At 61.0% G+C, this 12,949-nt stretch carries 7 protein-coding genes; 1 reads left to right on the forward strand and 6 read right to left on the reverse strand.

Annotation, left to right across the window (positions count from 1 at the left end):
- Positions 1 to 160: 160 nt before the first annotated feature.
- The 3 genes from OXI69_07500 to OXI69_07510 are packed head-to-tail and all read right to left on the reverse strand — an operon-like array spanning position 161 to position 5,339.
- On the reverse strand, positions 161 to 1,003 hold the full coding sequence (locus tag OXI69_07500) for a phosphoadenosine phosphosulfate reductase family protein (GenBank protein MDE2665978.1): 843 nt from the start codon (positions 1,001 to 1,003) through the stop codon (positions 161 to 163).
- A complete protein-coding gene (locus tag OXI69_07505; GenBank protein ID MDE2665979.1) occupies positions 1,000 to 4,392 on the reverse strand; it encodes an ATP-binding protein in 3,393 nt (1,130 codons plus the stop codon). The genes OXI69_07500 and OXI69_07505 overlap by 4 nt, the downstream gene beginning before the upstream one ends.
- Positions 4,392 to 5,339, reverse strand: coding sequence for a DUF4007 family protein (locus OXI69_07510; protein ID MDE2665980.1), 948 nt, complete (start codon positions 5,337 to 5,339; stop codon positions 4,392 to 4,394). Before OXI69_07510 ends, OXI69_07505 begins: the two co-directional genes overlap by 1 nt.
- An 86-nt stretch (positions 5,340 to 5,425) precedes the next feature.
- Between OXI69_07510 and OXI69_07515 the strand changes: the two genes are divergently transcribed.
- Positions 5,426 to 6,622 (forward strand): cysteine desulfurase family protein, encoded by a 1,197-nt coding sequence (locus OXI69_07515; GenBank protein MDE2665981.1) that lies wholly within the window; start codon positions 5,426 to 5,428, stop codon positions 6,620 to 6,622.
- Positions 6,623 to 7,801: 1,179 nt separating this feature from the next.
- On the opposite strand, the gene OXI69_07520 is transcribed toward OXI69_07515, so the two are convergent.
- From OXI69_07520 to OXI69_07530, 3 genes are all read right to left on the reverse strand, one after another.
- A complete protein-coding gene (locus OXI69_07520; GenBank protein ID MDE2665982.1) occupies positions 7,802 to 9,760 on the reverse strand; it encodes a sodium/solute symporter in 1,959 nt (652 codons plus the stop codon).
- 6 nt (positions 9,761 to 9,766) lie between these two features.
- Positions 9,767 to 11,221 carry a hypothetical protein gene (locus tag OXI69_07525; protein MDE2665983.1) on the reverse strand — a complete coding sequence of 485 codons (1,455 nt, stop codon included), beginning with the start codon at positions 11,219 to 11,221 and terminating at the stop codon, positions 9,767 to 9,769.
- Positions 11,222 to 11,368: 147 nt separating this feature from the next.
- A complete protein-coding gene (locus OXI69_07530) occupies positions 11,369 to 12,709 on the reverse strand; it encodes a DUF1501 domain-containing protein (protein MDE2665984.1) in 1,341 nt (446 codons plus the stop codon).
- Between the last annotated feature and the right edge of the window lie 240 nt (positions 12,710 to 12,949).

Raw genomic sequence — 12,949 nt, forward strand, 5'->3', positions numbered from 1 at the left:
TTCGAGGGGTGGCGTTGGAGAGAGTGTTGCGATGGCAGTAAAGTACAGTTTAGGAGTCCGGACGACACGGGAAGTACGTCTGAAAGAATGGCAATTCCTCAATAATGGTTACACCCTTGAAAAGTCTGTACCGGAGTCGGTGCTTATTTGTCGGTGGAACTTACTTGTGACATGCGAGGCACACTTTAGCCTTTCCATAAAGGTCGTCAATATCAATCGGCTCAGCATCAGGGCGCAGCGGGTTGATCTGACGCTTGCCGCGCATTCGCTGTAGCCGGCGCAGGTGCTCTTTCTTGATCGCCGCCACGCGCTTGGGTTTAGCTAGATCGTCGAGCGACTCGCCTTGGCTCCAGGTGAATGGCGAGCCATGATCAATAGCGTTCTTTTCGTAGCGCTTGGCTTCCTCGAAGAAGTCCGGATGTCGCTCCATTAGCCTCACCCACTCGATCTTCTGCTGAAAGAAGCAGAATGTACAACCGCTACGGGTCCGCCACACGTAGTATTCGGGGAGGCCTAGCCCAGCCCCGTCGAGAATCTCCATCACGCCGGCCTTGTCGATACCGGCAGCCTTGAGTGGCAGCTGGACTGTGAGGCCCTCATGCTTGGATGTGTAGCCTTCACGGTATTCCTCGTCGGCGCGGATAGCGACGTAGCTAAATACTCTTGTCCCATTCTCGAGCGCCGGCCTGATCCACTGCTCGAAAGGCCGTAGCTTCAACTGCCGCGTACACCAGCGCGTCTGCGGCGATGGCAGGAAGTTGTTGTACTGCTTGAGCCAGAAATCGAAGTCCCGATCCGGGTTTAGCCGCAAAATGGGCTTCCCCAAAAATCCTTCGAGCTTTACCAAAAACTCGTAGACTTCCGGCAGTTCCTTGCCCGTATCGGTGAAGAAATAGTCGATATCAAGTTCAGGATGGTTCTGGCGCATATGAACGGCCAGCGCCGCGCTGTCACGGCCACCCGATAGACCTAGTACATGCCATTCCGTTTTGCCACACTTCACGAGATATCGCGTCTCCTCTTCAAGGTAGCCGTCGGCTCCGCCTCACCAGGGGCTTCCAAATGCCGGGCGCTCAATTCGGCTAGGGCAGCCAAAATAATGTTGCGCCTCGATTCACCGCTTTCTCGGAGCATGTTGTCCATGCGCTCGATCAGCGATCTCACCTTTGATCGATCCAAATCGGCGATGGCGAACTCGTCATGGATCGGCGTCGAACGTCCTTCGATGCCGACAACGACCGCTATGGCGTGCCTCTTGTCCCGGCGACCCTTGACGTGGGCGAAGGCCTCCGCGTGTATGAAGCGCTGGGCCAGTTCAGCGAGTTCGACCGCCGCACGATCGATATCCGGATCGACCCAGTTCCGAGGGGGCTTGTTGACGGCCATGCCTGCAAGGCTCTCCATGTCCTCGTCTTGTCCCTCGAACCGCGCGAGGCGAACGATGAAAGCCTGTAAGCGATGGTCGCCGCCAAGCCCACGAATGTTCTCGGCCCGGTCGCGCAGCTCTGCCAGCATAGACGATGAGGCATTCGGCACTTGCAACTCCGCAAGCAGGAGTTCCCGCATTCGGTTGAGCATTGCCGGGTAGGCCTGCCGCAATTCCCCCAAGCCCTTGCTAACCTGGCTTGCAATTCGCTGCATCGATTCGTGTTCGCCTGTGGCTGTTGCGTCGTTCAGCACCCTAGGTATGTCGTCGAAGATTAACCTGTTCGGATCGTTGGCCTGCTTGAACAGTTGCCGGACGCGCTTGGCATTGCGCGAGAGGCGCTGCGTACGGTTGACCCACGGAGGCAGTCGGTCATGGATCGCCACGAGTCCCCGGGCCACGTCGAGGGGCTCAAGGTGGCTTAGCTCGTTCTCCTCATCGAGGTGGCGCACCACGTCGGCCAACTCGGATAAGAGCAGTCGGGAAACCTCGGTGAGATCCATCCATCGCAACTGGACGTCTTTGGGGTCTTTGGCAAGATAGTCGATATCCAAATCTGACAGGCGGGCTTGGAAGACGCCCTGCCGATAGAAACCCAGTTTCTTGCGCTCCGACAGGAGGAACGCAACCGCCAGCACTGGCAACAAGCCGTCCTTGATGCCAAGCGGTGCCCGGCGCCAGACATCGTAGATTTCAGCCACCGGCACTGCCCTGTGTGCGTTGGCCTTCAATAGATCTTCGGCTGCGCGCCATGTTGGCCCCAGATTGTGGGCATCTTGTGCATTCGGCTCGGGGACCACGAAACGCCACCCGTCCACCGTTTCGCGGTACAACCCGGGAGCCTCCAGCAAAGAGGCGAACAGGCCGCCTTCGGCGGGAAATCCCTTGATGCCAAGCCGAGCCTTCCCTTCGTCGAGCACCATCCGTCGCAGGAGGATATTTTGAGCGGCAACGGCGTTACTCGATGGCTTCATGCGACCTAGAAGCTCATTGTGCAGCCGTGGTGCACTATCGAACCGGGCGTCGGAAAGGTCGGAGGCAAGGCTGTTAAGATCAGAGTGTACCAGCGGCTTGGCCGTGGCATGCTTGCGATACCACGACGCGCTGTCGAATGCGCGGGCCAACTCGCTTTCCAACTGCCCCTGCGCGGCCGCAATGCGAGCGAGGACTTCGGTTCGTGCAACTCTGTCGCCTTGCAAGTCGGCAGTCTCGTCGCGCACACGCTCCAATGCCGACAACTCCGCCGCCACGTCGGGAATGCTCCCTGTGCTTTGCGACAGACCCACAACGATATCCCATTCGCTAGACATGCACGCGGCTACTCGGCAAGCCTTCTCCGCCGCCTCTCCCGTCTCGCCCTTTGTCGGGATCACTAGAAAGAAAATCCCAATCTCGCCATGGCGCGGTGTATAGCGAGAGGCGAGTTTTTCGATCTCCGCCAAGGGAACGATTCCGACATCAAACCAGCGAAAAGCCCCCGTCTCATGATAGTGGCGCTTCGCCACTAAGGGCTGTGGCCTAGCTGTCGCGCCCATCAGGCTAAACTCCGTCTCTCTCACGCCAACCGATACCTGCTCCAGCGCGTGTTCGATGTCGAAGTCGCTTCCTTCGAAGACCGCATAGGCCCCTGCGAATTTCCGAAAGACGATCAGCGACCAACTCTGCAGATCGTCCAATGCAGCGACGAGATCCTTGGGACCGTCCGAGGGCAGCGCGAGCATCAGCAGATCAGGACTCGCCACGAGTCCAGAACGATTCTTAAGGAGATCCACCATCGCGATTACCTTGAGTAATCGCAGATGCAAATCCTCGCCCCCCATGGCCTCGCACCGTCCAAAAGCATCCATGGCCAACGCCCAACGGTGACCGTCGGGTGAAGCTAATATGGCAGGTTCAAGGTTGATGCGCAGATAATCCCACAACCGATCAGGGCCGTAGAGATCAGAGTCGTTCGCGCTACGCAAGAAATCCTGAAACCCGCCCGGCTCGGCCGAATTGAGAAAACCGAAAATGCTACGTTGGTTCTGGCCGAAGCGCTGTCGCGACAGCGGGCCGAGTAGACATGCAACGACCGGGTGCAGCGGCCAGCAATTTTCGAGCATCTCGGCGAGATGCGGGGACGTTTGTTTTTGCGCGAGCCGAGCCACACCTTTAGCCAACGAACCTGGAGGGCTAGACCGATGGTCGCTCTCGATCGCCCGGCCGAGAAGATCGATCTGCTCGTCCCCAACGGTATTGACGGCGAGGTCCACGAACCGGCCTTGAATTTTGGACCACTCGTCGCGCATGTGCCGCGACAAGCGGTGAGCGTATTCCTCGAACGCCTGATGAAGGATGCCGACAACAAGCAGCCGCCCACCACTGCGCGAGGCGAGTTCGGCTAACTGCTGAAACAGATGGATATCGGACCCGTCCTGCACCGCAGCTTCCAGAAACTTACCCATTTCGTCGACTAACACCGCTAGGCCTCCGCCGGTCCGGGGATTGCGCGCCGCAATCTCTTCGAGCGTGTCGAGGACACGCTTCTCCGTCCATGACCTCGGCCTACTGTCGGACAACAAACCCGCAGCTTCGATCGCCTTGCCAATCACCTGCACGGGACAGTCTCGTCGGCCCGCCACTGGAAGAATCCTCCAGCCCCGCGTCCGGGGCGGCAGTGCCTCCGCAAGCAGCGCCGATGTGCGCCGACCCAGAATCGATGCCGAATGGTGCCGACGTGCCTTGCTCCCGTTAAGAGCCGCGCTAAGGGCGACGGCAAGACTTGACTTTCCGCTGCCATAAGGCCCCGTCCAGGTAAATGCACCCTGGCCGCTTTCAGACACATAACGTGCCATGGTCTCAAGAACCTCGGCGGAAGATGCCGGACAAACAAACCCTTCAAGTGCAGCCGGGTTCCCGACATCGGTATCGATGCGGATGGCGCGCTGATAGCGCCGAGACACGTGAATCCGATCGGCAAGCGCCATTACGCAACATCCTTTCTGTTTCGCGAGTAGTCCGTTTCAATGAATCGGAGCGCTTCCTCGTTACTAACGTCACGCTCGCGAATCAGCTGTTTCAACCCGGCGGTTTCCGACCATCGGTAGGCTCCGAGGCTGGCCCCATCGATTTCGAAAAGACGATTGGCCAAGGCATTTTCGTCCAGCAAAAACACCCGACCCGGTGATCCAGGTTCGTGGGCAAGAGCTTCAAAGGAAAGAGTTCGTGCGGTGGAATAGCGAGACCAGAAGTGCTCCACCGCATAGCAAAACACCCCGGCGCCGAGCGTGGGTTTGCGTCCCCTGACGAAACGAAAGCCATCCCGCCGTCCGACCGGCCGGATCAATCCAAGCTCGGTCAAAGGCGACTCCAAAGCATCTTCGTAGCTTGCTTTTCCTGAGGATGGCTGAGACACGTATGTGCGCACGAAACACGCAACGTCACTCTTGATTGTAGACGTGGAAACCCGGGCCCAACCGCGATCCTTCGCAAGTTTCTCAAGTCCCTTGACCAGTATGTCGCGTTCGAATGAAACCGCCGGGTAATGGTTGAATGCCCAGAACCAAGTGGTCTTGCGAGGGTCGCTACAGAGTTGCCAATGAACGAGCCACGCGGTGGCGGGGTCTTCCATGTATGGGTCAAGCCCACCGCTGCCGAACACCCACGATCCCAACTGAGTGGTTGTGGCCCGTCCCGCTTTGTCTTCGATCACCCCGGCCGACACTGCCCAATGACGCATGGATGCGACCATGTTCTTGCCGACGCCAAACCGCGCGATCGCGTCATCGCACAAGAAAACCGACCTGCCAAATTGGGAATCTTCGGTATCCGAGACGGCGTCGAATGCCTTCTTGAGCCATCCGTAACGCAACGGAAAGGTCTCATGGCCAGATAGCTTGGGCTGATAGTTGTTTTCGTAGAGGCGCCCCCGCATCGTTCTTTCCTCGCCCTGCAGGTATCATACAGATCGACATTACTAGCTCTCCGCATTATCGTCAACGTATGATGAGTCATAAGCTCTTGCCCAGTCTCGGAATGCACGGTGCACCCACCATCTACGCGGACTATCAGGCGACCACGCCCGTCGATCCTCGCGTCGTGAAAACAATGGCTCCCTTTTGGGGCGAATCGTTCGGTAATCCTCATTCAAACGATCACATTATCGGCTGGCAGGCAAATAAGGCGGTTTACGAAGCGGCATCATCGATCGCAGCCATGATCGGCGCCGATGTCGATGAAATCATTTTTACATCCGGGGCCACCGAAGCCAATAACCTAGCCCTGCTCGGCTTGGCACGGCGCGCACCGACCGACCGGCGGCAAATCCTGGTGAGCGCAACCGAGCACAAGTGCGTTCTGGCCGCCGCCAGAGCGCTTTCCGAGCGTGAAGGATTCACGGTAGAGACGATTCCAGTGAACTGTGAAGGTCTCGTCGATCTGAACGTGTTGGAAAGACGCTTGACTGGAAGTGTTCTAGCCGTTTCCGTAATGGCGGTGAACAACGAAATCGGAGCGATTCAGGACATTCCGCGGATCGCTGAGATTCTCGCGCCCCACGACGTTCCGCTGCATTGCGATGCGGCGCAGGCTCCATGCGCCATTGACGTAAGTGATTTGGCTGTCCATGCACAACTAGTCAGCCTCTCGGGACACAAGATGTACGGACCGCAGGGCATCGGAACACTGTACATCCGCCGTGATCTCCAAGAACGACTCGAGCCCTTGATCTACGGCGGTGGACAGCAGGAAGGCCTGCGTTCCGGCACCACACCGGTACCGCTTTGCGTTGGCATGGGAGCCGCCGCCGAGATCATCGCTGCCACCGAAGCCATCGAGGAACGCAAACGGGTAGCTTGTCAGCGAGATCTGTTTGTCCGGCTCCTGAAACGTGGACATGCTTTCGTAACCATCAACGGCGCCGTCGGTGATCGCCGTCATCCGGGCAATGCGAATATCGGGTTTGACGGCTTCCGCGCGCAGGATATTCTAGGTGCGTTGCAACCGCAGCTCGCCGCTTCCACCGGTGCCGCTTGCGCGTCCGGCATCCCCGAGCCATCCCACGTGCTTCGCGCCTTGGGTCTCACTGAGGCACAGAGTGATGCGTCAATCCGCTTCAGCTTTGGCCGTTTCACTACCGATGACGAGATCGAAAAGGCTGGTCACTTAGTTCTCGATGCTTTGAATTCGCTCTCTTGCGAACCGACGAAGAAATTATGACGAGGCTCGCGACTCAAGCATGGAAACTACGAATTCACATCGAAATGGATCCGCGCGGATGCGGCAGTCCGTAATCTTGCCCGAAAAAGGCGGACGACAAGCAATCCCGCAGCCACGAAAAAGTCTCTGCCGGAGCCGGAGCGATCGACCATTTCCGCCTCGCGGGGTCAAGGACGTGGCGTCTCAAAGGTGGGCCATTTACACAAAAGGGGTGGCCCACTTAAATGGCTCATTGGGTGGCGCACGCTTTTAACAACCAAAACGCTTCTGTCTCAGAGGGCTGAGCCCTCGCTGCTGTGGTCGGGGCCTTACCTGGAAAGCCTTATGGGACACGGGTTAGCACGGATTCCCCGCGTCGGCTGCGACAACCGTGGCAGGGCGGCGCCCGGCGTGTCCCCGCCTCGCCCGCAACGCCGCACCGGGAGGTGGAGGAAGTGGAGGGAGCGACCCCCTCATTTTTGCCGCTGGTGCGCCACCGGGGAGAGATAAATGGCCCACCCTAAAGCCCACCATTTATCCTCCCCTCAGAGGGGTCGCTCCCTCCACAGTGATCCCTGGCGGGAAGGCCATTGAGCGCCCTTTCGCGCTCACGGTGGATGCGTGTGCCCCCGTGCAGCTTTGTAGTGACCTGGTTGTTGCTCTATGTGTTGTTGTGTGTCTTTATGTTGCGCCGTGTACCGCTTCGTATCCGCGTCTCTCCCGAAACCCGGCAACGGCTCCAGCGCCTCCGCACCAAGCGGCACCTCAACGTCGGCGCCCGGCTGCGGGTCCTTACGGATGAGACCCTCGAAGAACAGAAGACCACAGATGGCCAAAGGCCGAGAGAGGGCAAGCCCGGAGCATGCTCACAAGCCGATATCTCCGATCGGTAGCACGGGCAGCTTGCCATCCCGCTCGACGGTCCCGCAGGAAGAGTCTCTGGGGTCGATCGATCACAAGAGTTGGTCCGCCAACGTCCCGCAAGGTTTAATGGATTCCTGTTCAATTAGAGGGACTTAATAGGGGGATGGAACTGGCATAAACCACAGTAAGTTTATTGTAATGAACAGTTACAAGTTCTAGATTGTAGTCGCCGCCTACGCAGCTTGGGGTGTGGGGTAATCCGATTCCATGGGCTTACGCCCACGGCTAAGTGCTGCCACCGCTTCGCGGCTTACTGGAATCCCCACCCCGCGAGACTCAGAAGAAGACATACATCAGAAAGACGGCCGAGGCGCACAGGACGCCGGCCCAGAAGCGATCGTCCCGCAGCTTCCCGATCATGCCCTGAAAACCGGTCGGGCCGCCCTTCCCTTTCCCCATGCCCACCCAGAAGAGCGCCAGGGTCCAGATGGCTCCCAGCCAAGCCGCTGCAACAGGGCTCAGCGTTTCCCGGTAGACCCACCAGCCGAGCAGCGCGAACCAGGCGATGGAGACCAGCAGGCCGAAGGCGATGCGGGAGAGGTCCCGAGAGGAATGGCCGGTGAGGTCGGTCCAGACCAGCTTTTCCTTGTCGGGGTCGCGCCTGCTGGTCCAGCTGACCAGGACCTGGGTGGCAGCGCACAGGAGGATCACCAGCACCACCCGGTGGAAGAAGTTGAGCTCCGATCCGAAAGTGTGCGAGACGCCCGGGTGGCTCAGGTGGTAGCTGTTGTAGGCAAACTCCACCAGCCAGGAATAGAAGATCCCTCCCAGGATGGTGGCGAAGCCGGCCGCCGGAGTGCTGCGCCTCCAGAACATCCCCATCAGGAAAGCCACCAGCAGGCCGGGCATCAGGTAGCTCCCGTACTGCACGATCTGGAGGAAAAAGTTTTCCTCCGAGTTGGGATCGAGCACGAAGATGGCCATCAGCGCCGCCAGCACCACGAAGAAGAGGATGCAGAGCCGCCCCACCAGGATCATGCGCCGCTCGTCGGCCTTGGGGTTCAGGTGCCGCTTGTAGACGTCCACCGCCACCAGGGTGGCGGCTGAATTCATCATGGAGTCGATGGAGGAGAGAATGGCCCCGATGACTCCGGCCATGATCAGGCCGACCACGCCGGTGCCCAGCGGGATCACCAGCTTGACCAGCTCGGTGAAGGCCGTATCGGGGGCGATGGTACGGTCCGGCAGCCGGGTCTGAAACAGGTAGAAGGCCGCCACGCCGGTTCCGATGGCGAAGAAGGGGATCAGCATCTTCAGGAATCCGGCCACCACGATCCCCCAGCGCGCTTCCAGGTCGCTGCGAGCGCTCAGGGTCCGCTGCACGATGAACTGGTTGGTTCCCCAATAGAAGCAGTGCAGGGCCATCAGACCCGTCAGCACCCCCGTCCAGGGCAGCTCGGGGTGGCTGGCGGGCAGATAGAGATGCATCTTGCCGGCCCCTTGCCGGTCCATCGCCATCATGGAATCCCAGCCTCCGATCTGGCTGAAGGTCAGAAACGCCAGCAGAATCCCCGCCCCCAGCAACAGGACCGACTGAATCACGTCCGTCCAGATGACGGCTTTCAATCCTCCCCAGATGGTGTAGCTGGCCGAGACCGCCGCCAGAGCGATCACGAAGAAGGCGTAGTAAAAGGGGTTCACGTTGAGCTTGGCCCGTCGCTGCCGTGACTGCTCCTGGCCGGTGGGGGAACCTACGGTCTCGGCGGGAAGGGCTGAACCGGCAGGCCCGCGGATTTCCGCAGCCGCCGTCACCGCCACCCGGCTGACGGCGTCGCCGCCCAGCAGGACGCAGACCGAGCGCGAGCCGATGTAAAGCGCCGGAACCATCTGGATGACGGCCATCAGCACCACCATGATGAGCGAATAGGAAAGGCGGCTGCGCTCGTCATAGCGGGCTCCCAGGTAATGGGAGAGGGTGTAGACCTTGAGGCGCCGGTAGACGGGCAGGAAGCCGTAGCAGAGCAGCATCAGCCCCACGATGGCGCCGAGCTCGAAGTGGGCCTGGGCAAAGCCCACGCTGAACCCGATCCCCATCATCCCCACCATGTGGTTGGCGCTGACGTTGCTGCCGAAGATCGACCCGGCCACCCCCCACCAGGGGGTGTTGCGGCCGGCCAGAAAGAAGTCCTCGGAGGTCTCCTCTCTGCGGCTGGCCCACAGGCCGATGGCCAGCACGGCCGCCAGCGATCCAAAGAAGACGATCAGGTCAGGCGTGGTCAGGACGTTCTCGGACAAGGGAGATCACCGTTCGGGAGTTTGACTTGCCGGACGAGGCCCGCGGACGGTGCCGTCGCGGCCGATGGGGATCGAGGTGGCGCCTGGGGTAGCCCCGGGGACCAGGGTGGTCCAGTCGCCGGTGCTGGCCCCCGAAGGCCGCGTCCCGGCGGGCCGGTGCACCTTGTCCTCCGGCTGGTAGGCGATCTTCGCCAGGTGGGGGGTGCGGATCCTGCGTCCGCCCTGGCTGCGGGAGATCATGGCTGCCTCCAGGATACCCGTGGTCAGGTAGGTGCGCTCGACCGGACTGGGCGGCCGGCCGGAAAGCAGAAAATCCTCGATATTGAGACCAAGATACCCAAAGGCGGCATGGGCGGGCCCGCTTTGAGTGTGGTATTCCAGGGCGTCGATGCCGGAGCCCCGCTGCTGGGCGTAGGCGAACTTGCGGACGTAGCCGTTGTCTCCCAGCATCAGCACGGCCGCCTGCAGGCCGTCCATGTACTCCACCAGGAAAGCGTGGGGGGAGTCCACCTTGGCAGGGTCCAGCCTGGAGGGTCCGTCCTCGATGCTGCGCAAGGCGGCATGGGCCAGGGACATGGACCACTTTCCGGCATCTCCGGCCCGCCACACCTCCTCGCCCGAAAGGCACTGCACCGAACGGACGCCGCTCTCGCCTCCCTGGCGCCGCTCCACCTGGCTCTGCAGCACTTCCAGGGCGTGGAACCCGTACCGCTCCACCATGTGGAAACCGATCACCAGCGCCCGGTCGATCTTCCGGCCCAGGGGGTGTTCCCAGTTGGGCCGGCGCCAGACCACCGGCAGGGCCGAGCCGGCCCAGAGGGGTATCCCCATCTCTTGGGCTGTTTCGTACATCCAGCGGGCGTCCTCCCAGCGGTAGGAGAGGTGCTTGTCATTGAAGACGGGAACCGGCCGGCCGGCTTCTCCGATGACGCCCGCGATCTGCTCGAAGAAATAGCGGCGCGGCAGCATCTCCTGTCCCAGCCTGGACACGGGATAGTCCCCGTGCTCCCCGATCAGCAGGACCCCGTCCACCGCCAGCCTGTCGCCACCCAGGGTCAGCGCCGCCCGGATGCTTTCGTAGACGGGTATGTCGAACTCGTGGGCCAACTGGCGGCCAACATCCCGCTGGTGAATCTGGTCGATGTATATCGAGGCGATGCGGGTCCGGGGCGGAACCAGGCCGTCGTCGTTCGGAAACCCCCGCAGGAACTTGTCCACGATCACGCCGGCGTGGCTGTTGGGGAAGAAGGTGGTGACGACGGCGGCGATCTTGGGGAGCGGTTTGGAGCGCTTGGCTGGCCCATTAGCTGTCTGCCGGGAGGGATCGGGCACCGGTTCCTGCTCGGTGGGACCGGAGCAGGCGGCCCCCAGCAGCAAAAACGTCGCGGCCAGGCTGAACAGGAAGCGTCGGGGAGCCGTAGCGTAAGGGGGCAAACCGAGAGGGCAGACGGAGATGGGCAAGAAGGATACCGTCAGTTGGGGGACCTGGGGATCGGGCGTTGTCGTGTCCTGCCCGCCCGCCGAGCCGAGAGGACCGGCGGCGGCAACTGGACAGGCCCGGCAGCTTCCAATCGGCGAATGCTGCCGGCTTCGGCAAAGGGTTCCGAATCAGACCAGCTCGTGGACGGGCTGACCCTGCTTGTCGCCGATGGCGTTGGCGATGTAGATGGGCCGGCGCCCCGGACCCAGGTAGGTCTTGGTGTAGTCGATGCCCAGGGCCTTGTAGACAGTCGCGAACAGGTCTCCGATGGTGACCATTCGCTCGGCCACGTAGGCACCCCGCTCGTCACTGGCTCCCACTACCTGGCCTCCCTTGATGCCGCCGCCTCCCAGCGCCACAGACCAGCAGTGGGCCCAGTGGTCCCGGCCCCGCCCCGGGTTGATGTTGGGGGTGCGGCCGAACTCGCCCATCACCAGAACGACGGTGGATTCCAGCAGGCCCCGCTGATCCAGGTCTTCCATCAGCGCCGAGAGTGACCGGTCCAGGGGAGGAACCAGGACATTCCTCAAGTAGTGGTCGTTCTTGTAGTGGGTGTCCCAGTTGTGTCCGTCGGCGGGGTTCCAGCCGTCGACGGTTACGAACCGGCAGCCTGCCTCGACCAGCCGGCGGGCCAGCAGGACTCCCTGTCCGAAGCGGTCGGTCCCGTAGGTTTCCTTGGTCTTGGTGGATTCGAGCGAAACGTCGAACGCCTTCCTGACGGTCGGGGAAGTGATCAGGCTCAGCGCCCGCTCGTCAAAGGCATCCACCATGCCGAAATTGGCGGCGGCCTCCATCTTGCGGTAGCGCTCGTCCACCAGGTTCAGAAAGGATTGCCGGGCCTGCAGGGCCTCAACCGAGATCTCTCCGGGAAGCGTCAGATCGGCCACCTTGAAATCCTTGCCGTCGCTGATCCGGTCCGACGATGTCAGGGTCAGCGGTTCGTACATGGGGGAGATGAACCCGGCGCTGCGACAGTTCAAGCGGCCGCGGCTGGTGGTCACGTAGGCGGGCATTTCGTTGCGCTGGCCCAACTCCCTGGCCACGATCGAACCCACGCTGGGGAAGCGGGTGGTGGTGGTGGGGAGATGGCCCGTCATGGAGTAGTAGCTGCCTTCCGAGTGGGCGTTGGACTCGCTCTTCATGGAGCGGATGATCGAGAGCTTGTCCATGTGCCTGGCCACCTTCGGAAGGATCTCCGATATCTGGATGCCGGGCGCATTGGTGGAGATGGGGTTGAACCCGCTGTTGCCCTTGACGTCCCAGGTGTCCAGGTGGCTCTGGCCCCCGAACATCCAGATCATGATGCAGGACTGGGCTTTGGCCTTTGGGTTGGTGTTGGCCATCAGGCTGGACAACTGGAAATAGTCGCTGAGGCTGAGGCCCATGTAGCTGAGTGCGCCTACTTTCAGGAAAGCCCGCCGCCCTGGCAGATGCGATCCGGCGCCTGACGTGTCGACCCGTCGTTTCATGGTGATCTCCCTTGGAGTTACGGATAGAGGATAAGTTAAATCCAGCCCCGCCCGCTGTCAAGGAGAATCGGGATGGCAGGCCGCCAATTCCGCCTTCCGCCATCGGCTGCCCGATGCGGGGATGATCGGGTCAACGGTAACAACCGGGCAACCACAAGGGTTGCCCCTACGGTGGCGGCAGCGTGGGATGGCAATTGCTCCACTCCCCGCCCTGCTCCAGCCTCCATGCTAAAATGCAGA

The sequence above is a fragment of the Acidobacteriota bacterium genome (genome assembly GCA_028875575.1).
In the GTDB taxonomy this organism is placed as follows: domain Bacteria; phylum Acidobacteriota; class Terriglobia; order Versatilivoradales; family Versatilivoraceae; genus Versatilivorator.

Excerpts from the sequence above, each read along its gene's own strand:
- OXI69_07505 (MDE2665979.1), bottom strand. The coding sequence starts at position 4,392 with ATGGCGCTTGCCGATCGGATTCACGTGTCTCGGCGCTATCAGCGCGCC.
- OXI69_07510 (MDE2665980.1), bottom strand. The coding sequence starts at position 5,339 with ATGCGGGGGCGCCTCTACGAAAACAACTATCAGCCCAAGCTATCTGGC.
- OXI69_07530 (MDE2665984.1), bottom strand. The coding sequence starts at position 12,709 with ATGAAACGACGGGTCGACACGTCAGGCGCCGGATCGCATCTGCCAGGG.